General features: G+C 34.2%; 21 protein-coding genes. 5 read left to right on the top strand and 16 right to left on the bottom strand.

The annotated features are described in order from the left end of the window. Window positions 1-8 precede the first annotated feature (8 nt). The 6 genes from FFWV33_RS07235 to FFWV33_RS07260 form a co-directional block, all read right to left on the bottom strand. A complete protein-coding gene (locus tag FFWV33_RS07235; protein WP_108740284.1) occupies window positions 9-917 on the bottom strand; it encodes a glycosyltransferase family 2 protein in 909 nt (302 codons plus the stop codon). A 21-nt stretch (window positions 918-938) separates the two neighbouring features. Continuing rightward, window positions 939-1,484 carry a methyltransferase gene (locus tag FFWV33_RS07240; protein ID WP_108740285.1) on the bottom strand — a complete coding sequence of 182 codons (546 nt, stop codon included), beginning with the start codon at window positions 1,482-1,484 and terminating at the stop codon, window positions 939-941. A gap of 259 nt (window positions 1,485-1,743) precedes the next feature. Further along, the gene (locus tag FFWV33_RS07245; RefSeq protein WP_108740286.1) at window positions 1,744-2,802 is read right to left on the bottom strand and encodes a 3-oxoacyl-ACP synthase III family protein; all 1,059 of its coding nucleotides are present in this window, start codon (window positions 2,800-2,802) and stop codon (window positions 1,744-1,746) included. A 566-nt stretch (window positions 2,803-3,368) separates the two neighbouring features. Beyond that, window positions 3,369-6,218 carry an aminomethyl-transferring glycine dehydrogenase gene (gene gcvP / locus FFWV33_RS07250; RefSeq protein ID WP_108740287.1) on the bottom strand — a complete coding sequence of 950 codons (2,850 nt, stop codon included), beginning with the start codon at window positions 6,216-6,218 and terminating at the stop codon, window positions 3,369-3,371. A 217-nt stretch (window positions 6,219-6,435) separates the two neighbouring features. Further along, window positions 6,436-7,068 carry an ATP-binding cassette domain-containing protein gene (locus FFWV33_RS07255; RefSeq protein WP_108740288.1) on the bottom strand — a complete coding sequence of 211 codons (633 nt, stop codon included), beginning with the start codon at window positions 7,066-7,068 and terminating at the stop codon, window positions 6,436-6,438. Further along, entirely contained in the window at window positions 7,055-7,969 is a 915-nt protein-coding gene (locus FFWV33_RS07260) for a hypothetical protein (protein ID WP_108740289.1), read from the bottom strand. Before FFWV33_RS07260 ends, FFWV33_RS07255 begins: the two co-directional genes overlap by 14 nt. A gap of 306 nt (window positions 7,970-8,275) precedes the next feature. On the opposite strand from FFWV33_RS07260, the gene FFWV33_RS07265 reads away from it, so the two are divergent. The 5 genes from FFWV33_RS07265 (at window position 8,276) to FFWV33_RS07285 (ending at window position 13,794) form a co-directional block, all read left to right on the top strand. Next, complete coding sequence (locus FFWV33_RS07265) at window positions 8,276-9,196, top strand: UbiA prenyltransferase family protein (RefSeq protein ID WP_108740290.1); 921 nt, start codon at window positions 8,276-8,278, stop codon at window positions 9,194-9,196. Window positions 9,197-9,324: 128 nt separating this feature from the next. After that, complete coding sequence (locus tag FFWV33_RS07270; RefSeq protein WP_108740291.1) at window positions 9,325-9,954, top strand: class I SAM-dependent methyltransferase; 630 nt, start codon at window positions 9,325-9,327, stop codon at window positions 9,952-9,954. A gap of 360 nt (window positions 9,955-10,314) precedes the next feature. Beyond that, on the top strand, window positions 10,315-11,334 hold the full coding sequence (locus tag FFWV33_RS07275; protein WP_245891705.1) for an ATP-binding protein: 1,020 nt from the start codon (window positions 10,315-10,317) through the stop codon (window positions 11,332-11,334). Between the two features lie 176 nt (window positions 11,335-11,510). Further along, window positions 11,511-11,945 carry a hypothetical protein gene (locus FFWV33_RS07280; protein WP_108740292.1) on the top strand — a complete coding sequence of 145 codons (435 nt, stop codon included), beginning with the start codon at window positions 11,511-11,513 and terminating at the stop codon, window positions 11,943-11,945. Between the two features lie 103 nt (window positions 11,946-12,048). Beyond that, window positions 12,049-13,794, top strand: coding sequence for an ATP-binding protein (locus FFWV33_RS07285; protein WP_245891707.1), 1,746 nt, complete (start codon window positions 12,049-12,051; stop codon window positions 13,792-13,794). Here FFWV33_RS07285 and FFWV33_RS07290 read toward each other — a convergent pair. The 10 genes from FFWV33_RS07290 to FFWV33_RS07335 form a co-directional block, all read right to left on the bottom strand. Continuing rightward, a complete protein-coding gene (locus FFWV33_RS07290; RefSeq protein ID WP_108740293.1) occupies window positions 13,763-14,260 on the bottom strand; it encodes an SRPBCC family protein in 498 nt (165 codons plus the stop codon). The two genes, FFWV33_RS07285 and FFWV33_RS07290, sit on opposite strands and share 32 nt — an antisense overlap. Next, window positions 14,257-15,165 (bottom strand): TIGR01777 family oxidoreductase, encoded by a 909-nt coding sequence (locus FFWV33_RS07295; RefSeq protein ID WP_108740294.1) that lies wholly within the window; start codon window positions 15,163-15,165, stop codon window positions 14,257-14,259. The genes FFWV33_RS07290 and FFWV33_RS07295 overlap by 4 nt, the downstream gene beginning before the upstream one ends. A gap of 4 nt (window positions 15,166-15,169) precedes the next feature. Next, complete coding sequence (locus FFWV33_RS07300) at window positions 15,170-15,991, bottom strand: DCC1-like thiol-disulfide oxidoreductase family protein (protein WP_108740295.1); 822 nt, start codon at window positions 15,989-15,991, stop codon at window positions 15,170-15,172. Then, window positions 15,988-16,350 carry a hypothetical protein gene (locus tag FFWV33_RS07305; protein WP_108740296.1) on the bottom strand — a complete coding sequence of 121 codons (363 nt, stop codon included), beginning with the start codon at window positions 16,348-16,350 and terminating at the stop codon, window positions 15,988-15,990. Before FFWV33_RS07305 ends, FFWV33_RS07300 begins: the two co-directional genes overlap by 4 nt. Before the next feature lie 61 nt (window positions 16,351-16,411). After that, window positions 16,412-16,915 (bottom strand): GbsR/MarR family transcriptional regulator, encoded by a 504-nt coding sequence (locus FFWV33_RS07310; RefSeq protein WP_108740297.1) that lies wholly within the window; start codon window positions 16,913-16,915, stop codon window positions 16,412-16,414. 198 nt (window positions 16,916-17,113) lie between these two features. Next, window positions 17,114-20,797 (bottom strand): DEAD/DEAH box helicase, encoded by a 3,684-nt coding sequence (locus tag FFWV33_RS07315; protein ID WP_108740298.1) that lies wholly within the window; start codon window positions 20,795-20,797, stop codon window positions 17,114-17,116. Window positions 20,798-20,940: 143 nt separating this feature from the next. Next, window positions 20,941-22,968, bottom strand: a complete 2,028-nt coding sequence (locus FFWV33_RS07320) for a M3 family metallopeptidase (RefSeq protein WP_108742491.1) — start codon at window positions 22,966-22,968, stop codon at window positions 20,941-20,943. A gap of 60 nt (window positions 22,969-23,028) precedes the next feature. Then, entirely contained in the window at window positions 23,029-23,511 is a 483-nt protein-coding gene (purE, locus tag FFWV33_RS07325; RefSeq protein ID WP_108740299.1) for a 5-(carboxyamino)imidazole ribonucleotide mutase, read from the bottom strand. Between the two features lie 12 nt (window positions 23,512-23,523). Continuing rightward, a complete protein-coding gene (locus FFWV33_RS07330) occupies window positions 23,524-24,099 on the bottom strand; it encodes an HNH endonuclease domain-containing protein (protein WP_108740300.1) in 576 nt (191 codons plus the stop codon). Window positions 24,100-24,102: 3 nt separating this feature from the next. Beyond that, window positions 24,103-25,404, bottom strand: coding sequence for an AAA family ATPase (locus tag FFWV33_RS07335; protein ID WP_108740301.1), 1,302 nt, complete (start codon window positions 25,402-25,404; stop codon window positions 24,103-24,105). Window positions 25,405-25,438 lie beyond the last annotated feature (34 nt).

The raw sequence follows: 25,438 nt of genomic DNA on the forward strand, positions 1-25,438 counted from the left end.
AAAGGAGTCTAAAAACGGCCAAACAGTTTTTCTTTCATTTTTTGCAAGCGGTACGATTGTATAAATTTGGCTTGCTCAGCGGTAACCAATAATGGCGTTTTTGCTGCTTTTGCTTTCATAAACCCTTGGATGTAATCGACAAATAACAAGGGTTTCTTTTTCATCACAGCCAATTTTGCCGAAGCTATTGACGTGATTAATAAACCATAACCTAAGGTGTAGAAAGCTTCGCCTTGTTTGTATCGTGCCGTTTTATTATAATTTGCACCAGTTGGTTTGAGATGTTTTACCTTTAAAGATGGATCTGTAACCACTTTCCAATTGTAAAATTTACAAAGTAATTCGTCCACAGTATCCCAGCCCATTGCGGGTTTTAGTCCGCCAATTTGTTTGTAGGTTTCTTTTCGATATGCTTTTAAGGCACCGCGAATATGGTCTTTATCGGTTAAATTTTCGAGTACGAAATCACCATTTTTTTCGATATAACAAAAACCGCCCGCCATTCCTATTCGGTCATCAGATTTGAAATGATTAATGATAGTTTCGAAATAATTAAGTGGAAAAATTAAATCAGCATCGATTTTTACTAGAATGTCGTAATTGTCATCAATGTGTTTTTCTCCTTCATGAAAAGCCTGAATCACCTTGCTTCCGGGCATGTGTACCGCCGATGATTTTTTGTTAACCAAAGTGATATACGGATATTTTGCGGCGTATGATTTCACGATTTCCTCGGTTCCATCGGTAGAATTATCATTTACAACAATTACTTTTGAAGGAGGAACCGTTTGCCCAACCAAAGAATCTAAGGTCAAGGAAATAAAAGCTTCTTCGTTATGTGTAGGAATGACTAAGTAGTAATCCCCCCAGCCCCCGAAGGGGGAGTTTGATATACTTTGTGAAATGGGATTGTTCATTTTAAAATAATTTTACGATAATTACATTCCCCCTTTAGGGGTTAGGGGGATTTTCTCAGCACAAACAATATAATATCGTGGTGTGAAGTAACGCAATAGAGGTCTGAAACCTATTTTCTTAACAGGATGTGTAAATTTTTCTCTCGCAGTAATTTTCCAACCTGTTTTTTCTAGTAACCAATCCAATTGCCAGTCTTCAAATTCATGATAATGTCTGTCCCACATATCTGTTTTACTGCGGTATGCAGGAGAAAACCATAGACGTAGTGGAATCGAAATCAATAATTTATCGCATTTTACGTTTTCTAATACGGTGTACGGATTTAGTAAATGTTCAAAAATTTCGAAAGCAGTAAAAACAGTATAGCTTTCGTTTTTTAATGCCGTTTGATCTTTGTCAATATCTTCTCCGGTGGTGTTTTTTACTTGATACCCATTTTCTACCATAATTTTGGAGAAAGGATTGGGAACGCCCAAATCAAAAATCGTTTCAGATGTTGAAACGTTTCTTTGTAAAAATTCTAAGGTGTGTTTGAATCGCTTATTAGGAAAAGTTTTCTCGTACATAGTTACTTGCGACGAACGACTGCAGCAGTCGTTCATTAAATTAGTGTTTTGATTTCCGTTGCTTCCAAAATAGTATTGGAATTTGTGGTGCAAATATAGTGATAAATGTGTTTTATGGTGATCCTTTATCCTAGATAAGGCAAAGTATCACATCCATAAAAATTTCTGAATAGAGATAAACGCAAATTGCACAAATTTTCACGGACTAATTTGTGAAAACTTGTGCAATTTGCAATAAACTTATATCTTTTTGCTTTTTTTAATACCTGTATACAAACGCATTAATGTTCATACCTGCACCAACAGAAGCAAAGATGACAACATCACCTTTATTGATTTCGTGATTTTCAATTTTTCCATGTACCAATAAATCAAAAAGTGTTGGTACGGTAGCAACACTACTATTACCAAGCTCATGTATACACATAGGCATAATGTTCTCAGGGGTAGGTTGGTTGTAAAGTTTGTAAAAACGGTCTACAATCGCCTCGTCCATTTTTTCGTTTGCTTGATGAATCAAGATTTTTTTAACGTCAGTGATTGCAATACCACTTTGGTCAAGACAGCTTTTCATAGCAGCAGGCACATTAATCAATGCAAACTCGTAAATTTTACGGCCATGCATTTTAATGTAACGAATATCTGGATCCAATTCTGTATTGTAAGATTTTCCGAAAAACAAATAACCAGCTTCATCAATTGCATAAGTTGCAGTTTCATAAGCAAGTAATCCAGTTTCGTTATCAGATGCTTCAATAATAGTAGCACCCGCACCATCTGAGTAAATCATTGAGTCACGGTCATGGTCGTCAACTACACGCGAAAGCGTTTCAGACCCAATAACCAAGCAACGTTTTGCCATTCCAGATTTGATAAAGGCATTGGCTTGCAATACTCCTTCAATCCATCCTGGGCATCCAAACAATAAATCGTATGCGACACATTTAGGATTCTTAATTTGAAGTTTCTTTTTGACACGCGTTGCCAAACTAGGTAGCATATCTGATTGTAGAGCACCTTTTTTGACATCACCAAAATTGTGTGCAAAAATGATATAATCTATTGTTTCGGGATCGATATTGGCATTTGCAATTGCTTTTTCAGCAGCAAAAAAGGCTAAATCAGAAGATGTATACTGGTCTTCAGCATAACGTCTCTTTTCTATTCCTGTAATTCCTTTAAATTTATGAATTATGACATCATTTGGGTATTTAAAAGGTGTCCCGTCTTCGTTTAAGAAGTGATGTTCCGAGAAATCGGCATTGTTTATTGTGTTGTCAGGAATGTAACTTCCTGATCCTGTTATTTTTATGGTCATGAGCTTGTTATCAAATAATTAAGGCAATGTAATCATAAAAATGCAAATAGAAAGCATCAATTTACTATGCGTGCATACAATTGTGAAATATTCCGTTATTTTTGCTTTTACTGATTATTTTGCAAAGAATTACAGTTTAATTATGTGTTTTTTGCAAAGTATTTTTCAATTGAGAAGATGTCTTTTTTTTCTGATTTTCGCGTAATAATGCTGTTTTGTAGATTTTTCATTAGGCTTAATTTTTTTATTTCCATACAAAATTAGACGAATAGAAGTAGTTATTCATGTGCTATTTTTTAAAATAATTAAGTATACCTATGTTAGATTGAAACGATGTTTATTTTTGCCATTTTAGAAATATAAGGTCATATAATTTTTGGCATCTTTCTTATGGTGATACTATCTTATTTCTTGATTAAAGTATGATGTTAACATTATATTTTTCCTTAATTTAATTAAATATTGGACTAATTTATTAATGTTAGTAAATTGATTTAATTTCAAAAAAAAAACCAAATACAAGCGAATGTATTTGGGATTTTTTTATGTACTGACTGTTGTCTAGATTAACTTTCCATGTATGCTTCAATAGGAGCACAGCTGCAAACCAAATTTCTATCTCCATACGCATCATCGGCACGACGTACAGATGGCCAAAATTTGTTATCAGCGATATAAGGCAACGGAAAAGCTGCTTTTTCTCTACTGTAAGGCAAGTTCCAAGTTTCGGTAGTTAACATCGCCAATGTATGTGGTGAATTTTTCAAGACATTGTTTTTATCTTCAATAGTCACCTCTTCTATTTCTTTTCGAATGGCAATCATGGCATCGCAAAAACGATCTAATTCCTCTAAGTTTTCACTTTCAGTAGGTTCTATCATCAAAGTACCTGCTACTGGGAAAGAAACTGTAGGTGCATGAAAACCATAGTCCATCAAACGTTTAGCGATATCTGTTACTTCAATTCCTTTTTCTTTGAATGGACGACATTCCAAAATCATCTCATGTGCCGCACGACCATTTTCTCCAGAATATAAAGTTTCGTAATGACCGCTTAGTTTTTCTTTGATATAGTTGGCGTTCAAAATAGCATATTCTGTAGCTGATTTTACACCATCAGCACCAAGCATTTTGATATATCCGTAAGAAATCAAACAAACCAAAGCAGAGCCCCAAGGTGCTGCAGATATCGCAGATATTGCGCTATCTCCACCAGTTGGAATTAATGGGTTGGTTGGTAAAAAAGGTGCCAATTGTGGAGCAACGCAAATAGGTCCTACTCCAGGTCCACCACCACCGTGAGGGATCGCAAATGTTTTATGTAAATTCAAGTGGCAAACGTCAGCCCCAATAGTTGCAGGATTTGTCAATCCCACTTGAGCATTCATATTGGCTCCGTCCATGTAGACTTGCCCACCATTATCATGAATAATTTGAGTGATTTCTTTAATTGCGCTTTCGTACACACCATGAGTTGATGGGTAGGTCACCATTAAGCAAGACAAGTTGTCTTTGTGCAAAATAGCTTTTTCACGCAAATCATCTACATCTATATTTCCGTTTTCAAGTGTTTTAGTAACCACAACTTTCATTCCTGCCATGGCCGCAGATGCCGGATTGGTTCCGTGTGCCGAGGATGGAATTAAAGCTATTTTACGGTGTTCGTCACCTCGAGATTCGTGGTACGCTCGTATTACCATTAATCCAGCATATTCTCCTTGTGCACCTGAGTTAGGTTGCAAAGTTGTAGCTGCAAAACCAGTAATTTCGTTTAACTGCTCTTCTAGTTTTTTCAGCATTTCTTGGTATCCTTGCGCTTGGTCTAGTGGAGCAAACGGGTGAATACTGTTCCAGCTAGGTGCACTCAATGGCAACATCTCAGCAGCTGCATTTAATTTCATCGTACAGGAACCTAACGAAATCATCGAATGGTTCAAGGCCAAATCTTTGCGCTCCAACATTTTGATGTAACGCATCAAAGCAGTTTCAGAATGGTATCTGTTAAAAACTTCGTGTTGTAAAAAAGTTGACGTTCGAACTAAGCTTTCAGGAAAATGGTTGGTAGTTGATAATTCAGCAATTATAATAGTTTCTACTCCTTTTGCTTCTGCAAAAATGGCAATTACCTTATTCAAATCAGCAAAACCAATCGTTTCATTCATCGAGATTGAAACCGTATCTGCTGTAGGGTAGTAAAAATTCACCTCATTTGCTTCGGCAATTTCTCTTATTTTTTTAGCATCGGCTTTGAATACTACAGTGTCAAAGAAAGCCGTGTTTGTTTGCTCAAATCCTAAAGTTGCTAGCGTATTTGCCAAGGTCACTGCCGAGGCATGAACCTTGTTTGCAATATATTTTAAACCTCTTGGTCCATGATAAACAGCATACATACTTGCCATTACCGATAGTAAAACCTGTGCGGTACAGATATTAGAGGTTGCTTTGTCACGCTTTATGTGTTGCTCACGTGTTTGCAACGCCATACGCAAGGCACGATTTCCGTCTGTGTCAACAGTCACACCGATAATTCTACCTGGCATTGAGCGTTTGTATTCGTCTTTTGTAGCAAAGTATGCGGCATGTGGTCCACCGTACCCTAACGGAATTCCGAAACGTTGTGTGGTTCCAAAAACCACTGCAGCGCCCATTTCTCCTGGAGGAGTCAGTTTTGCCAAACTCAAAATATCAGCAGCAACAGCTACTTTAATGTCGTTTGCAGCTGCCGTAGCAATAAACGATGCGTAATCATATACTTGTCCAAATTTACCTGGATATTGAAGAACGGCTCCAAAAAACTCAGATGAAAAATCAAAAGTTTCATGGTTTCCTATAACCAATTCTACGCCAATTGGTGTAGAACGAGTTTGCAAAACAGATAGAGTTTGTGGTAAAATTTCTTCAGAAACGAAGAACTTACACACATTAGCTTTCTTTTGGTCTCTTGTTCGAACATCAAACAAAAGTGCCATCGCTTCTGCTGCTGCAGTTGCCTCATCTAGTAACGAAGCATTTGCGATTTCCATTCCAGACAATTCAATTACAGTTGTCTGAAAATTCAAAATAGCTTCCAATCTTCCTTGGGCTATTTCTGCTTGGTAAGGCGTGTATGCCGTGTACCATCCTGGGCTTTCAAAAACATTTCGTTGAATTACCGCCGGAACGATCGCTTGGTTGTAACCCAAACCAATATAGGTTTTGAACATTTTGTTCTTGTTTCCTAGCAGCGTTATATGTTTTAAATACTCATATTCCGTCATTTCTGGGTCCAAGTTCAACGGAGCTTTTAGACGAATTTCATCAGGTAACGTCTCAGAGATAAGTTGTTCAATAGAGTCTACCCCGATGGTTTTTAGCATGTGTTGTAGGTCTGATTCCTCAGGACCAATGTGTCTTAAAGCGAAAGCATCTGTTTTCATTTGTAGCTAATTATTGTTTTATATCTAAAGAATGTGCTGTATTCTGATTTTAAATTGTCAAAAAACAAGCTGATATCAGAATTGGTACATTTTTCAGTAAAAATAGTTGTGTTTTTCGTGATGCAAAAATAAACATAATTCATTGGAAATGATTCTTTTTTAGATTTGATTTTGTTAAAATTAAGAAGATAAATGTGAGCGCTTTATATCAATTTAACTAACCAAATAATTTTGCCGGAATTTCAGTGTATTCCTCTTTATCGTAGGCGGAAATTGTAGTTTGATTTACCACAAAAATTCTAAGGCAATTAGTGAATAAAACATCCAAAATGTGAGAGGAGATCAATACAATGCTATATTGTGCCTTTTCTTTTAGGTAATTCATTAATATGTAGTTAGCCTCAATATCCAGTCCGTTGAAGGGTTCGTCAAGAATGTAAACAGGATAGTCTTTTTGAAAGAGAGCGTTCAAAAAAGCCTTCTTTTTCATCCCTGTCGAAAATTCTTTGACTAATTTGTCCTCGGGCACATCAAAAAGTTTTGGAGATTGGTTGTTTTCGATACCCAAAATAGAACAATAAAAGGTATAGAATTCGGCTGGACTTAACTCCTCGTATATTGGTGACTCTGCCGGACACCAAGCTACATCTTGTAAAACGATTTTTTTATTATCGAATGTGCAGCTGCCTTCAAAGGGCTCGAATCCTAATATGCATTTGAATAAAGTCGTTTTTCCTTGGCCGTTTTTTCCAACGATGCCATAAATTCCGTTTTGAAGAATATGGAAATTAGCCTCTTTTAAAACTACCTGATCTTTATATTTTTTTTCGACAATATTAATTTGAAGCATAGTGCATGAGTTGAAGGTTGGTAACAGCTTTTTTGTACAAATACGGCAGTAAGAGTAAAATGACGGGAGCCAAATAAATTTGAATACAACTGCCTATCACAAACAAAAAATAAATTTGCCGTATAAATTGGTTCTTGAAATACGCATATTTTAATAGCATATTGATAATCGGGAAAATAAATAGAAGCGGTACAAATAGCAATAGCGCTGTTTTTTGTACAATAAGTAAAACAAGTACAGTAGGAATGATGATCATCAAACTATTGATGGCACTGTTTTTAATAATGTGTTGTAGGTATTTTTTTGGTTCGAAAACCGTGGCTTTAATGAATTGAATAGGTTCTCTATTATTAAAGATACTACTCGAAAGTAGTGCGCTAATACCAAAAGAAGCCAGAATCAAATTGTCATTGTTGTGTGTCGCGCCCATGTATAAGAGCAACAATGGAAGCGGTAAAACGAACCACAATTTATTTTTTCGAAAAGAAATATGCCAAAAAGGATCAAAAAGGCGAAATGGATATTTAATTTTTTTGGTTTGTGCCCTTGGAGCATAGATAGCGGCTGCTATCATAATAAGGTACAAACTGAGTTGTATGTAATTTAGGTGCAGCACTAAAATCAGTAAAAACGGCAAACTATAGCAAAGGTATTCGATAAAAAGAATGCTTCTGTATTTTTTGTTGAGTTGTAATAATTCTAAATCGGTTCTGTTGGTGTGATAGGTAAATATTTCGATAGCGAATAAAAAAATATAATTCTGGAACATTTCATATTTTAAATTCAAAAGGTAAGCTAAGAAGAAGTACATACCTATAAATAGAACTACAGCGGTTTTATCTTTCGGAGGTAAAAATTTACGTAATCGTATTTCAATCAGTCTGGTGACTATTTGGAACATTTGTTTCTGGGTTATTTTAAAAATGAAATAAAAATAAGCATTATTAATCAAGCGCAATGCTATTTAAAGACTGAATTTACTAGATTTTAATGTATCGCGGTTGATATTCTAAGCAATTCCTTATTTTTGTGAGATGAATCGACTGCAAGGATTTTTGGATTTCTAAATGTAAGGTAGTTTAAGTTTTGGAATGAATTTAAAAAAGGTAGCTTGAGCTAGGTGACATTAATATATTGAATTTGTTTACTGTTTGTACCACTTGATGCCGTAGCAAAACTAAAGCAAATAAAAAAAGAAGTTGTTACTATGAGTTTGAAATTAATAAAGTTCATTTTTTTTGGAAATTACTTTATCGGACTATTAGCCATAGCTCTGAATATCGAAGCGACTTTAAGATTAGGGATTCCGTATAATTCATTAGGGTATTATATTTTAGTTTTTTGCGCACCAATTGTGTATTACAACTATGCGTATATGGGAGCGATAAAATTTGGAAGTGCTACAAACCCAAGATCAAAATGGTTCATTAGTAATGCTAAATTTCTAAAAAAAAATCAATTTATACTAGCCCTTATTAGTATTGTTATAGTAGTTTATCAAATCGTAGTTAACTTTTGGAACATTGTCAATTTACCACTCTATTATTGGCTAATTGTGTTTTTAATGCTTGGTCTAGCCGCTTTGTACTATGGTTTGTTGCCTACTACGTATTTCAATCTCAACCTGCGTAATACGGGTTGGCTAAAGCCTTTTATTATTGGATTTCTATGGGCAAGTACGGCCAATATTCTACCAATCATAATGCTTAGGATAGAATCTAATTTTATAGAAGAAAATACTTTTTTATGGATTTGGTTATTTATTCAAAACTGGATGTTTTGCACTGTAAACGCAATAATGTTTGATATTAAGGACTATGAAATTGATGTAAATAGAGAACTAAAGACCTTTGTGGTTCGAATTGGAATTCAAAAAACAATTGGTTTTATTTTACTGCCGCTATTAATTATCGGAATGATTTCTTTTCTTATTTTCGGGTATATTCAAGATTTGAGTCTCATGAAAATCGGAATCAATTTGATTCCGTTCTTGCTTACCATCGTGGTTGCTTTTTTTATGTATACCAAAAAAAACATTCTCTTTTATTTAATTATTATAGATGGATTAATTTTAGTAAAAGCCATTTGCGGTATATTGGCTGAGCTAATTTTGAAAAATCACTGGTAAAATATAGCCGCTATAATACTAGCATAACCAAGATTTGGTCGAAAGCAAGAATCAAGAGATGCGATCGGGATTTTCAAGAACAAACAAAGCCATTCTATTTCGCATTCAAAAACTAATATGAGCTACCTATGAAAACCAATAATTATGATTTTATCGCTTCATGGTACGATGTTCTAAGCAGAATTGTGTTTTTGAAGTCTCAGGTCAATGCACAAAAAGAGCAGTTGTCTTTTATCAAAAGCGATCAAAAAATATTGATTGTCGGTGGTGGAACAGGTTGGATTTTGGAAGAAATAGCTAAAAGTCATGATGACCTACAAATTACTTTTGTAGAAATTTCGGCTAATATGATCCAGTTAGCCAAACAGAGAAAATGTAGAAACAACAAGGTTTCTTTTGTTCATCTTCCAATAGAAAAATTTAATGATCAGGAATCTTATGATGTACTAATTACTGCTTTTCTATTTGATAATTTTGCAAGAAATCGAGCTGAAATTGTATTTGAGCAACTACATAATACATTAAAAGAAAACGGACTTTGGTTGTTTTCCGATTTTAGTAATAACCACACAACAAGCCGTTGGCAATATTATTTGCTAAAAACAATGTATTTTTTCTTCGAAAAAGTAGCAAGTGTTGAAGCAAAAGAATTAGTTACTATGTATCCCTACTTTATGAAAAATAATTATGCTGTCCTTCAAAAAAAGCAGTATTATGGTAGGTTCATCGATGCATTTGTCTTTGAGAAAACAATATGAAAAACCAGGTTTAAATTGCTTTTTTATATTTTAGGTTCATTCTTCAAACTGCTTCTATTTATGAAAATAAATTCTATTCTGCTTCTTTTTGGATACAAAGAGAGTTGATTTTGAGATAGAGCCTCGTTATTTTTCTTTAATAATTGTAATATTGGTGAATACGTTCACCGAAAATAGGGTAATATTGGTGAATACGTTCACCAAAAATACTATAATATTGGTGAATAGAGTTTTTTGTATTATCTTTGGTTTAAATTTAAAGTCATGATTTTTAGAGATTTAACCCGTAGAATTAAAGATAACCTGAACAAAGGCAAGGTTGTTTTACTAATAGGACCAAGGTAAGTTGGTAAAACTACATTGGTAAATAGCTTATTAGATGGAATTCCGTTCTTATTTTTGGATGGAGATGACGCTGTTGTGGTGGATACTTTGTCAAATGCTAATACCGAAACACTGAAAAGTATTATAGGGAATTATAAATACGTTTTCATTGATGAGGTACAGCGAATACCAAATATTGGATTAAAACTAAAAATCATTGTGGACCAAATCAAAGAGGTGCAAGTGATTGTGAGTGGATGCTCTGCTTTCGATATTAATCATGTTACCCAAGAGCTGCTTACTGGTAGAAAATTTGAGTACCACTTATACCCAATTTCATGGAACGAATTCGAAAATAATGTAGGTTACATCAAAGCACAGCAGCAATTGGAGTTGCGCTTGCTCTACGGAATGTATCCGGATGTAATCAATAATTTTGGAAATGAGTATGAAATCTTAAAAAACTTAGTTTCAAGTTATTTGTACAAAGATGTTCTGAGTTTGGCTGGTATTCGAAAATCAGAAGTTTTAGAGAAGATTCTACAAGCCTTAGCATTGCAAGTAGGAAGTGAAGTGAGTTATAATGAAATTGCGCAACTCGTTGGTGTAGATAAAAATACGGTGAGTAATTATATTGATTTGCTCGAAAAAGCTTTTGTGATTTTTAGATTGAATAGTTTTAGTAAGAACATTCGAAACGAAATCAAAGCCAATCGTAAAATATATTTCTATGATAATGGTGTTCGCAATATGTTGATAGGTAATTTCAATTCTTTAGAATTTAGACAAGACAAAGGCGCATTGTGGGAGAATTTCTTAGTTTCGGAGCGGGTGAAAAAATTGTCATATGCAAATAGTTTGGCAAAACCTTATTTTTGGAGAACAACTGCTCAGCAAGAAATTAATTATATTGAAACCACAGCTGATGCAGTGAGTGCCTTTGAGTTCAAATGGTCTCCTTTAAAAAAAGTAAAGCTACCAAAATCTTTTGAAGAAGCGTATCATCCGGAATATTTGGTGGTGACCAAAGAGAATTTTAGGGAGTTTATTAAATGATTTTTCTAACTAAATATCCGATACTGCATCAATAATTACGATCCTTTTAGTATTTATAGCTTAAGAGTTTGTCGTATTTATTATTGAGGAAATGTTATAGTTCAAAGCCTTCTATTTTTGCAAAACAGACACAATTTTTGCTATGTTTACGGACTTAATCCAAAAACATATTTAAAATGAGTACAGATTCCAAAACAAATTTGTCAAACGGTGCAGTGTTTTTTACCACGATTAATGCGCTCACCAAAGGAGAATTAATAAGTCCGTCAACACAAACTACGGTAGCACCATTAGCACCCATAATTAGTGCTAAGTACGACGAAGCGCTTACTACAGTTACCGTGAGTGGAACTGTTTTTATTGATGCATCAGACGCTGTTGCCTCATTGGATATTTATTTGGCGCATCAAATTTTGGGCGCACATACGCAGGAGTTGTATATAGCCTATGATTACAAGGAAGTTATTCCTACTAGTTTATATCCCTACAATTTCAGCTTTGAAATGCCAATTCAATCTCATGGTCATACCATCAAAACGCTAGAATCGTATTTATGGAATATTGACCCAATATCATCAAGAGGAACAGAAACAACAGTGCAAAAGGTTTAGTTTTTAAAACAATAAGATCCTCATTTCAAAAGAGTTTTACAAATTTTAAAGTTTGTAAAACTTTTTTTTTGGATACATTTGTGATTCAATCATTAAAAGAAAGATGTTGATTAAAATTAGACTTTACCTTGGTGTTTTGCTGTTTCTTATATGCTTATCAAGCACTGCTCAACAAAAACAAATTGATAGTTTGCTTGGAAGAGAGTTACTGCAAAAAATCAAAGTTTTTAAGAAGGAAACTAACTTATCCAGAGCAGCTCATTTTTTTGTTGAAAAAAAATGGGATTCCACTTTGGTTCACGCAATGAAGCAGTTGAGCATGGCCAACAATAATAAACTAGTTGTTGATTATTGTCATTTTTTTAGGGCTTATTCTTTTTATCAAAAAAAATTGATGAATGCTTCCGAGAAAGAATTTAGTCAGGTATCCAAATCATTCGGTTATTACTATTTGGTCAAAATCTATCTTGGAAATATAGCCCTAGGCAAAGAGAAATATAAGGAGGCCATTTCATATTATCAGAATATTGAAAACACAGAAAAGGAAAAAAATTATATTTATAATAAAAGTGGTTTAAAACATAATATAGGTATATCGTATTTACATCTTGAAAAGTTTGACGATGCCGAAAAGTACCTACTTCAAAGTATTGACCTGCAAAAGTTAAATAGCGATCCAATGATGTTAAGCGGTTCTTATGGTGACCTAGGCACTTTATATTATGTACAGTTTAAGGATGCGATGGCTATTCCGTATTTTGTAAAAGCGTATGAACTTTCGAAAAAAACTAGCGATTTTGATTTAAAAAGAAAGACAGCCTTAAATATGGCGGTTGTCGAAAAAAACAGGAATAAATTTGACAAAGCCTTAGCGTACAGAGAAGAGTCTGATCGATGGAAAGACTCACTAAACGACCAAAATAAAATTTGGGAAGTAGCCAAGCTAGAAAAACAATTTGCTGTTAAACAAAAGCAGAAAGAAGTAAGAGTTCTACAAGCTGAAAATAAAATTAAAGTAGCAGAAAGAAATGGATTTCTATATTCAGCACTGTTTTTGTTGCTTTTGCTGGGAGCCGGAATTTATTTGTACCGAGAAAAAATAAAAACCAATAAAATTATCTTGGCTCAAAAAGAAAATCTAGATGAGTTGAATGCCACCAAAGATAAATTATTCTCGGTTGTGAGTCATGATTTGCGCTCGTCTGTGAACGCTATGAAACGTAGTAATGCCAAATTAATTAAAAAAGTAGCCACAAAAGACCTAGAAGAAATAGATCAACTGTTGCACCAGAACAGCGGTATTGCAAACAGCACTTACAACTTACTCGATAATTTACTTAATTGGGCTATTTTGCAAACAGGTCAGTCTTTTTTCGAAATTACCTCTTTACGTTTATTTTTTATGGTAGAGCAGGTGGCCTACAATTATATCCCTTTGATGGAAGAGAAAAATATGCTTTTCGAAAATAATATTGCTAAGAAAGACCTTGTTTTATTCGATCAAGAATCCCTCAAATTGATTCTTCGAAATCTATTGGATAACGCAATTAAATTCTCAAACGATTCGGGAACTATTAAAGTCTACACAAGAACTGATGATTCAGATTTTTGCACCTTGGTGGTAGAAGATAATGGGCTAGGAATGACAGCAGAAACGCGATCGAATTTGGTTAAATCTTCGTCATTACTTTCTAAAAAAGAGAACGAAAACATAATAGGAACCGGTCTCGGAATGCAACTTTGTAAATCGTTGGTCGCAAAGAACAACGCTATTTTTGATGTGGAAAGCGAAATAGGAATTGGAACCAAAATCATCATTAAAATCGCTCGAGATAAAGAAAACGTCTAGGTTGTTTTGAAGATGACATCATCTCTGATTGTACTTTTAGTACTTTGTTTCTTTCGATTAAAAATTTTGTAAGATGTTGTTTCAGTGCTAATTTGTCAAATACTCGTCCGAAGATCCCATACGGCGTTTCGTATTGCATCACATCTTTCATAATAGTTTGTCCATCTATTTCTTCAAAAAAATGTTGGTGCTTGAAGGTTTTGAAATGACCTTTTAATTGTTCGTCTACAAAATAGGAGTGCAGCTCCATTTGGGATATGATGCTTTGATGCTGTAGAAAAAAGCCAAAATGTTTCCCTCTCCAAGTTACGGTTTCTCCTTTATTGATCAATCCGTGCATTGTTCCTGCTATCGCAACTTCACTAGTTTTACTTGCAGATTTTTGGTGCGTATCAATATTACGAGCATGATCAAATACGACCTCAATCGGTGCCTTAATATTGGTTGATAGTTGTATTGTTGTCATTTTATCAAATTATTTAGGGCAGTTTCTAATGTTTTGTATTCGAATACAAAGCCGTTTTCTTGCAATCGTTTCGGAATCACATTTCTACTCTTCAATACCAATTCGGTTTCTGTTCCAATGATTTTTGCTCCAATTTTTAACAGGAACTCAGGGGTTGGGATTCCGATGAAAACGTTCAATTGTTTGCGTAATTGCGCCATGAAATCTGTATTAGAAATAGGTTGAGGTGAAACGATATTTACAACGCCTGTCATTTGTTTTTCGATAATAAAATCGATGGCTCTAGCAAAATCTTCGGCATGAATCCAACTGATGAATTGGTTTCCTTTTCCCTGTTTACCTCCCAGTCCTAATCGCGTCAATCGTTTTAACGGTATAAAAGCACCACCATTTCTACCCAAAACGATAGAGGTGCGCAAAGCGGTTTTTAAGGTATTAGGCGTTGCAGTTTTAAAAAATGATTTCTCCCAAGATTGTGCTACATTCATTGAAAAATCATTGCCAATTTCTCCATTTTCCTCACTCATTTGTTTGTCTAATGAAAATCGATAAATAGTTGAGGTTGACGAATTCAACCAGTGTTTGGGTGGGTTTGCACAAGCAAGTACGGCTTGGTTAAGGACTTTGGTGCTTTGTATACGAGAAAGTAATATTTCTTTTTTGTTCTTTTCGGTATAGCGACAATCCACCGATTTTCCTGCAAGGTTGATGAGTACATCTGCATTTTCTAATTCTGTTTCCCATCCTGTCAATGTTTTGGCATCCCAATTAACCAATTTAATTTTACCGCTCACGCTGTTTTGTCCGCGTGTCAGAATGATAATTTCGTCAAATTTACTTTCGAAATGATTCACTAGTACTTGACCTAAAAATCCTGTTCCTGCTGCTATGATTAATTTTTTCATGATGTTAAAAGTTTAAGATGATTATCAAAGCGAGTATTCGATACAAAATCCATGTTAGGGTTAAATATTTAGGTAATTCGAGTAAGCTGATTCTTCTATAATGTTCGTAAATCATAAAGTTCATGGTCAATCCAAACCAGCCCAAAATAAAATAATCATTTAAATTAAAATAGCTGTTTAAGATTAATAGTGGTAACAAAAGTAAATTTCCTATTATAGAAACGGTGACCAAATTCCCAATGTAATTCAATTGTTTTTGGTTGTCTATTTTTCGAATAAAAAGCGCTTGAAAACCTATTTGTCCCGTTGCCAAAAGGATTTCTCTAACGATAGTTGCTCTTGGTAAAAAGAAAATCAATTTTGCGTATTGAAATAAAACTAATGCTGTAATTAAAGTTGTAAATGCAATATAAAACAATCGGTACTTTGTATTAAAATCTGGGATGCAATTGATTTGGTCACCGACTTTCGTTTTGTTTGGTACTATTACTTTTCGGTTGTAAGAGATGAATTTGTACAATTTTTTCAAAAAGTACTTTATGGGTTTCCAATTACCTATTTTCTCCATCCACGGAAAAGAATTGCCAATTACTTTTAATAGACTTTCAATTCCGTAGTAAACTCTTTTATTTTGTGTGTCAACTAAGGCTATTTCGTTTTTGGCTCTTTGTATATCAATATAGTTTGCTTCTTCGGTTGTAATATTTACAAATGGTTTTCTGCCTTGATTATCTAACATATTTGCTTTGATAAAACCTGCAGTGTAGAGGTTGCACATTGGGCATTCTTCGTCGTAAAGAAGGGTATGGTTGGCTAGGGTTTTCATCTTCTTGCGTTTTTGTTTAGTATGAAAGTAAAATACAAAGCGAGTAGTATAGGTATAGAAACTCCTATATACATCATTATGCTTTCAATTACTGATTGATTTATTAAAGAGTTGTGTGATAATGAAAAGAGGAACATTAAAAAGAAATAGCCTAAAACACCTTTGAAATAATTAGTCACATCTTTGTTATTAGTTTCGTTTGTCAACCAAATGAGTCCAGATAATAGCTGATAGGCTGGCATTATAAATAGTCCAGTGAAGAAAACAATAAGTCCGCAGTCTTTGATGAGAGGACTCAATATTCCAGTTATTACTACAGTTATAACAATCACTAGGTTTAAAAAATTTAGTATTTTCATAATTCTTTTTATTTTTAAACTTTCAGAAAAAAATGAAAGTTTTGGTTAAATTTTTTTATTGTTACTTCATGAATTTCACAACGAGCTTAGTCAACCAATTGTCTTTGTATTCGGTGATTTTGTCTAAAACATTATCGGCTTTTAGAACGAAATCATACAACTTAGTAGTTTGATCTACAAAATGTTTTTCTTCTGCTGTTTGATTGGCAGTGATCGACGACACTTCTTTTAAAACTTTTAAAGCAGGTTTGATTTCTCTCTTGCTGCGTTCTCTTGCAATTTTTACTGCTAATTCGTCTAAGTCTTTCTCAGCGGTAAAAAACTCTCTACGTTCTCCCGCTTTGTATTCTTTGTAAACAATTCCCCAATCCATCAAAGCGCGTAAATTCATACTAGCATTCCCGCGTGAAATTTGCAATTCTTCCATCACATCTTCCATCGAAACCGGTTCTGCTGAAACCATCAAAAGAGCGTGAATCTGAGCCATGGTTTTATTAATTCCCCATTGCGATCCTAGTGCTCCCCAAGTTTGAACGAACTTATTTTTTGCTTCTTTGAATTTCATTCGTCTCTTTTATTGCTTTTTAATGGTCAAATGCAAATCACATAAATGCTCATTGTCATAGTACAAATGTATGTAAAAGTTTTTAAACTTTCAAAAATAAATGAAAGTTTGTGAGATAAAAAAACCGAAGCATCACTACTTCGGTTTGATAACTGTAATCAATCCCTAATAGTCGGGACGTTAATCAACAATCTAGAATTAGCTGAACAATTCCTTCACCTCATTAATATCAAACGATTTTTTCTCCTCGTCTATTGAAATAATACTCGATGCTACATTTTTCTTTTTTTGTTGTAAGGAAACAATTTTTTCTTCAATGGTATCCTTGCAAATCATTCGATAAGCCATTACTTTTTTCGTTTGTCCAATGCGGTAACAGCGGTCAATAGCTTGGTTTTCGACTGCGGGATTCCACCATGGGTCAATGATGAACACATAATCGGCTTCGGTAAGATTGAGTCCTGTTCCTCCCGCTTTCAAACTAATTAAGAAAACTCGAACATCAGCATTGTTTTGAAAATTCTCTACACGGTCTTGTCGATTGGTAGTTTGTCCATCCAAATATTCAAAAGTAATATGCTCTTCCTCCAAACGAGTTTTTACAATTTGAAGCATTTTTACAAATTGCGAAAAGACTAGAATTTTGTGATTACCTGTTTTCTCTTTGATATTTTCTATTAAGGTTTCCAGTTTCACGGAGTAATTTCCAAAATCTTCTTCTGATGGAATCAGGGCTGTCGAGTTGCAAATTTGTCTTAATTTAGTCAATCCATCCAAGATGTACATTTGCGATTTTTCGACGCCGTTCTCATCTATTTTGTTGAGTAAATAATCGCGGTATTTATTTTTGAACGTATCATATACTTTGCGTTGTTCTTTTTCCATTTCGCAAAAAATGATGCTTTCAGTTTTTTCTGGCAGTTCTGTAGCGACTTGCTCTTTTGTTCTTCGCAACATAAACGGAGCGATGATTTTGCCTAATATTTGCGATGCATCAACGTCTTTTTCTTTGTCGATAGCGTCCGAAAAATTGGTTTTGAAGTGGGACATGTTGCCCAATAATCCAGGATTCAAGAAATTTAGCTGCGCATACAAATCAAAGGTATTATTCTCGATAGGCGTACCTGTAAGAGCGATTTTATTGTACGAATTCAATAAACGTACTGCTTTATAACGTTTGGAGTTCGGGTTTTTTATCGCTTGACTTTCGTCTAAAATGATATAATTAAATTTAAAATCCTTGAGGAACTCAATATCATTTAGCAAGGAGCCGTAAGTAGAAATGATTAGATCGTATTTATTGAATTTGTCTTTGTTCTCTGAGCGATTCGCACCAGTAAAAGTTAAGATTTTTAGCGTTGGGCAAAACTTTTCAATTTCGTTATTCCAATTAAAGATTAGCGATGTGGGTGCAATGATTAGCGAAGGCTGCCCTTTTGGGTTTTTTAACTTAAGGTGTTGCAAAAAAGTGATAGTTTGCAGGGTTTTCCCCAATCCCATATCGTCAGCCAAACATCCACCTAATTGGTTTTTATCTAAAAATGCCAACCAATTTAAGCCATGGTGTTGGTACTCTCTTAATGTAGCTTTGATTCCTTTTGGAATTGCAATAGTTTCGATTTCAGATATATTTTGCAAACGCATTTTCTTGTTGTACAACTCTTCTAGAAACGCTGGTTTAGTTTCTATTTCTTCATACAGTTCATCAATTATTCCAAATTGATAATTGGAGATCTGAATACCATTTTTCTTTACTTCTCCTGTTTTAAAGTAATTGGCAAACTTTTTCATCCATTCCTCCGGAAGAATCCCTAAGGTACCATCGCCAAGCGTAACATAATTAGACTTCTTTAAAAATGCTTTTTGCAGGTCTTTTATATTGACTTTTTGATTTCCAAAACTAATGTCAATTTCAATATCAAACCAATCAATATCCGACTTTAGATTTACCCTAATAACGGCTTTGTTTAAGTTGAATTTGAATGATTTTAAATCGTTTGCACCAAAAACATTAATTCCCATTTGTTTCATTCGCTCAATAGAATGCAACATCCAATAGTTTTCAAAAAGCTGATCAGGGCTTAGGTAAAAGAGCTCTTCTTGTTGAGAAAATTCAGGATGCAATTGTTTGAATTCCTCAAGGAAGTTATCTTCAAAAGATTGATTTCGGTCTTGGTATTTGTCTGTTTTCGGATCGTACAGCATCTCAGAGGACTGAAGTTCGACAAGTTGGTCAGGGTACTTTATAGCAAGTGTAAATGTGATATATTCGCCAAGATGGTCTGTTAAATAAACCTGTTTCTCTAAGCCGTTTTCGTTGATTTGTTCTTTTGCTTTTTTGAAAAGCTTCGACTCAACTTTAAATTTTTTAGATAACGGTTTTATTATTTTTTCAAAAAAATCAGGAGTGTCTTTTTTGAGATAATTTATTTCGGCTAAATCCTTATAATAGTTTAAATATATCGATAAACGGCTGTCTTTTAAGGGAATCACGACCTCGTCTGCGAAAATATATAAAGGTGTTATTTGTATTGCTGTAGCATTCAAGTTGTAGTTTTTGTCATTAATTGAGATTTTGGCTTTCAAGGTATAGAAATAGGTAGTCTCAGTTAAAATGAAAAATAAAGTGACTATTTTATTTTCAAAAACGATTGGCTTTAAATTCTTGCGTATAAGAGTGTTTCTAATGTTGTAACTGTAGCACAATTTATTTCGTGCAATCTTAATAAAATCTTGATTGGATGCAAAAGCTTTTTTTAAAAAAGTAATGTCTCTGGTTGATTTGTACTTTGCTAAGGCTTCATTTATTTGTATTGATTTTGCAATCAAACTGTGTTCCTCGTTTGAGTCGTATATTGTTAATGCATCTACAAAGTTATAACTTGTTATAGGAGCTATTGTTGAGGCGAAATCTGTTTTTGTTTTGTTATACTTCGCTTGAAAAAGGCATGTTGTTTCAAACTTTTTACCTTCAAACTCAAAGCAAATACCCAGTCCGAAATTGCTTTCTTGATTTTCAGGTAGGGGTAAATTTAATGTAGTGTAATCTTCATCGTCTTCAAATAATTTAGAAAAATCTCTGGAATCTGTAGTTATATTTTTAAATTTTGGTTTAGCAACAAATCCTTTTGGGGTGATGCTAAAGCTGAATACGCTGTTATAATCGTCATTAGTAGTAAATCCTTGAGCAGTAATTGCTTCAACAGTTTTTTCTTCAAAATAAGTTTTCGAAAATAAATTATCTCCAAAAACCGCTACTATTTCGTTAAGAGCAGTGCCAATATGCTCACATGTTTTTGTTGTTTGCACGCAATTACAATCATATTGAAGAATCTCTGTTTCAGAGGTGTATTGAAAGTGTTGTTCGTGAGGATCCCAACCCGATGATTTGACAATCACTTCGGTTAGCGAAGCAGATTTTATTTGCGGGTTATTAAATTGGTACCCTCTATAGTGAGAAGCCACCGTCCATTTGTTGATTATTGATGGGCTAATAATTCCGTTAGTTAATTTTACTTGATTGGGTTTCAATTTTTCGGTTTTATTTTCGTATTCAAGATTTTCAAAAAGGGTTTGGATTGTAGCTTCCGTGACGGGTTGAGTTTTTTCTTTTAAATGCTCTATAATAATGGAGTTTAAAGCTGCAACTATATGTTTACAAATACCAGGGTAATTTGTTTTATAAAGACAAGTGCAAGAACTACTTATTGGCTCCTGTATGTCAATGTTTATTTGGTAATAGTCGCCATAGCTTCCTAAGCATTCAAAATTAAAAATCCTGTCATCTTGGTCAAGATTGTAAAGTTCAACTTGTCTAGAATTACTTGTTGAATTGGGATTACTATTGTGCTTAATGTATTTTTTAATTGCAGAAACGTCCATTGATAAGGCCTTTTTTATCCAAATATACTGATAAGTTTTTTTTCGAAACCTTTTTGTATAAAAAAAACCGAAGCATCACAACTTCGGTTTGATGTCTGCAATCAATCCCGGAACCATCGGGACGTTAACCAACAATCGAAAATCTATAAAAGCCCCGCTCTTTTCAATAAAGCATCAGGCTTCGGTTCTTGTCCTCTAAAGCGTTTGTACAATTCCATTGGTGGTTCTGTTCCTCCTTTTGAAAGTACATTGTCTTTGAATTTGGTAGCGACTTCTCTATTGAAAATGCCTTTTTCTTGGAAAAATTCAAAAGCATCAGCATCTAATACTTCTGCCCATTTATAGCTATAATATCCTGATGAATAACCACCTTGAAAAATATGTGAGAAAGCAGTACTCATTGCGTTTTCGGCAACCTCTGGGTATAATCTAGTAGATTCAAATTGCTCTTTTTCGAATGCTTTAACAGACGTGATTCCTGTAGGGTCTTGTCCGTGCCATCCCATGTCTAAAAGTCCAAAACTCAACTGGCGCATCGTTGCTAATCCTTCGTGGAAACTAGCACTTTCTTTGATTTTTTCCACATATTCTTGCGGGATCACTTCGCCAGTTTGGTAGTGCGTTGCGAACAAAGCCAAAGCTTCAGGCTCGTAACACCAGTTTTCCATAACTTGACTAGGCAGCTCTACAAAATCCCAAAATACGGATGTTCCAGATAAACTAGGGTAAATGGTGTTGGCTAACATGCCGTGTAATCCGTGACCAAATTCATGAAACAATGTCGTCACTTCATTAAATGTCAATAACGAAGGTTTGGTTTCTGTTGGTTTGGTAAAATTACAAACGTTAGAAACATGCGGTCTTTCGTTGATTCCGTTTTTTACATATTGCGATTTGAACGAAGTCATCCAAGCACCGTTACGTTTTCCTTTTCGAGGGAAAAAATCAGCGTAGAAAATAGCAACTAAATCTTTTTTCTCATCAGTAACTTCGTAGGTCATTACCTCAGGATGGTATTTGTCAATGTCAAATACTTCTGTAAAAGTTAAACCGTATAATTTATCAGCGATTGTAAAAGCGCCTTTCAATACTTTTTCTAACTGGAAATAAGGCTTCAATTTTTCGTCATCCAAGTTGAAAAGTTGTTGTTTCAATTTTTCGGCATAATAACCGCCATCCCATTTTTCTAGTTGTGCAATTCCGTCTAATTTTTTGGCGAAAGTCGACAACTCTTCAAATTCTTTTAAGGCCGCCGGTTTGGCTTTGGCTAGCATATCATTCGAAAAAGAAAGTACTTTTTCTGGGGATTGCGCCATACGTTCTTCCAATACAAAATGAGCATGGGTCGCATAACCTAATAATTGCGCTCTATCAAAACGAAGTTTAGCAATTTTTAAAACAATTTCTTGATTGTCAAATTCGTTATTCTGAAAACCTCTTGCACCAAAGGCAATGGCTATCTTTTTGCGTAATTCACGATTGTCTGCGTACGTCATAAACGGAACGTAGCTTGGGTGATCCAAAGTGAAAATCCATCCTTCTTTTTCTTGGGCTTTCGCCAAAGAGCGCGCGGCTTCGATAGTTCCTTCTGGTAGTCCAGCCAAATCCTTTTCGTCTGTTAAATGCATTTCGAAAGCATTGGTCTCTGCCAAAATATTTTCGCCAAACTGCAAGCTTAATTTCGATAATTCTTTGTCAATAGCACGTAGTAGGTCTTTTTTGTCTTCAGGCAAATTAGCACCATTTCGAGAAAAACCTTTGTATTTTTTATCCAATAAAGTGGCTTGCTCAGTAGTCAAGTCTAATGATTCTCTTGAATCGTAAACCGCTTTTACGCGAGCAAACAAAATAGGATTTAGCGTGATGTCATTTCCAAATTCAGACAATAGAGGCGAAGCTTCTTGAGCTATTTTTTGCATTTCGTCATTCGTCTCTGCCGAGTTCAAATTAAAGAAAATGCTTGACGCTCTGTCCAAAATATCTCCGGTGTAATCCATGGCGACGATCGTGTTTTCAAAAGTCGGTTCTTCTGGATTATTAGCAATGGCATCAATTTCTGCTTTCGCCAAAGCAATTCCTTCTTGTATCGCAGGCAAATAATCTTCGTTTTTAATCTGCGAAAAAGGCGCCGTATTATGTTTGGTATTGAAATATTGTGTTAGGATGTTCATGTTGTATTTATTTAACTCGATCATGGTTTTAAACCTTGATAGGGTATTTTTAAAATATTTTTATTTTTTCAAATTTTTAGAAGCGGTAATCACTGCTTCCTTCAATTCTAGTTTATATGTAATGATGCGGTCAAGAATTTCTTTGTTGCTACTCCCAATAATTTGAGCGGCTAATATTCCAGCATTTTTGGCACCGTTCAAAGCGACAGTTGCAACAGGAACACCACCAGGCATTTGTAAAATTGACAAAACAGAATCCCATCCGTCAATAGAATTACTAGATTTTACTGGAACACCAATTACAGGAAGGGGAGACATTGAAGCCACCATTCCAGGCAAATGCGCTGCACCACCCGCACCCGCTACAATAACGGATATCCCACGTGTATGAGCGTTTTGGCTAAAATCAAATAACTTTTCAGGTGTTCTATGAGCAGACACTATATCAACTTCTACTTCAATGTTAAATGATTTTAATATATCGATGGCATCTTGCATTACAGGCATGTCAGAGATGCTTCCCATGATTACGGCTACTTTCATTTTTTATGTTTTTTATGTCTGTGGGATTAAATCCCAAATATTAATGTTAAATTCTTCTTGGATGGCTCTGAGGTATTTGATCGAGTCAATTTCTTTCAAAATTCTCTCTTTAAAATAGTCTTCCGGAGATATTGCTCTTTCCTGTATTCGTTCCCGTCTTCGTTGGATGAAATTTTTTCTGTTTTTCACAAAATTCTCATCGTTTAAATTTAATAGGTCGATTAAGTTTTTTGTCGCGATATCGTCTGGCTGATGGATAAAATAGCCTTCAAAGTAAATCAAACGTTGTTCAAAGTCTTCATCTGTTGGGTGTAAAATTGGTTCGAGCCACTTAGTCCTTTTTAGATTGTTTGGTTTGTGCTTTACCATGAACCAATTTTGATAGGAATCTTTATCGTTTAATTTTAAATTTGGATTAAAGTGCTCGATATCTGCTGCATCATTAATGCCAATGAATTCTTCGGTATAGGCGCAAAAGTTTTTTTGTTCGCTCAAAAGTATACTAGCCAACGATTTGTTACTACCAATTTTGTATAATAATTTCTTTACTATGATTTGTGAATCAGGGTTTTTAAGTATCCTTTTCATTTCTTAGAAATTATATTCTTCGCCTAGTTTTTCTAATTTTTCTGCGATGATTTTTTTCTTTTTCTCATCTTTTTCGAAATAGATTTTTTGCTTCAAATCAATATATTCTTGATGCTTTTTTTGGCCGTATTTATTAATGTAATTAATCCCAAAATCATTTTTAAGCATATCGTTAGGGTCATCACCAATAGGTGATTTTCCACTACGAATTGCTACTTTTCCTTCTGCATCAAAATGAAGAATAAAACGTTCTTCAGGTTCGAATGAAGCAGCTATAAAAGGCGAATGTGTAGCAACAATAAACTGTGCTTCGGGAGCTAGATTTTGATAATGATCCATCAAATCCATTTGCATATCAGGATAGAGTGAGCGTTCTGGTTCGTCTATCAAAACAATGGAATCTTTGGTTTCCAGTTTAAACAATGGTAAAAACGAAAGTAATAATCCTTTAGTTCCTGTACTGGTATTCTGTATTGGAATAACTTCGTCTGTTTTCTTGTTTTTTATTGGAATAGAATATTCAGTACTGACTAAATCTACTTCTAGGTTTAGTTTTTCTAAAATAGGATTAAATTTTTCGGCAAAACCTTCTAGTTCATTTGGATTTTCCTTACCCCACTTCTTATATTCAACATCCAATTTCTTTAGGTTACCTAATAATCCTTTATGAATTAGTTCAGACATTTTTTGAGTAAAATTTTTACGATACTTTAAAATCTCAACTAATAAAAATATCCACATTTCAGGTTTTACATTTTCGTCAAAGCAAGATTCAAAATCAGTTTGATTTAACTTCCTTTTACTAAATATATTTAATTTATCATTATGTTTTTCGATTAGATCGATAGGGTTCTTTGTAAATATTTCGATATTATGATTTGAAGTTAAGCTTGCTTTGAAGTAAAATATGTCTTTTTGATTTTGATATGGTATTAACGGAGTTACGCTTCCTCCTTTATTTTCATATTTATAAGCAGTACCTTTAGAAAAAATAACTTTATTTTTCTGAGTAAGGATTTCATCAGCAATTAACAGACTTATTGAACCATTTACATTTTTAATTACATTGTCAGGACCTGCTAAGGATGTACCATCAATGATTTCTAAATTAACAATGTTTTGTATATGCTCATAAATCAACTCCAATAACCCAGTCTTCCCTGTCGCACTTTGTCCAATAAAACAAATTTTATCCAAAGGTTTACCCGCTTTCGCTTTGTCCTTATAATCCAAAGGGTAAGTGAAATCAAAATCTAGATTTTCTAAATGTCTATATTGTTCTATATGTAATTTTGAAATTTTCATAAGGGGAAACTTTATTACAAAGCTAATTAAAAAA

Origin of the sequence: Flavobacterium faecale (assembly GCF_003076455.1) — a bacterium.
Taxonomy (GTDB): domain Bacteria; phylum Bacteroidota; class Bacteroidia; order Flavobacteriales; family Flavobacteriaceae; genus Flavobacterium; species Flavobacterium faecale.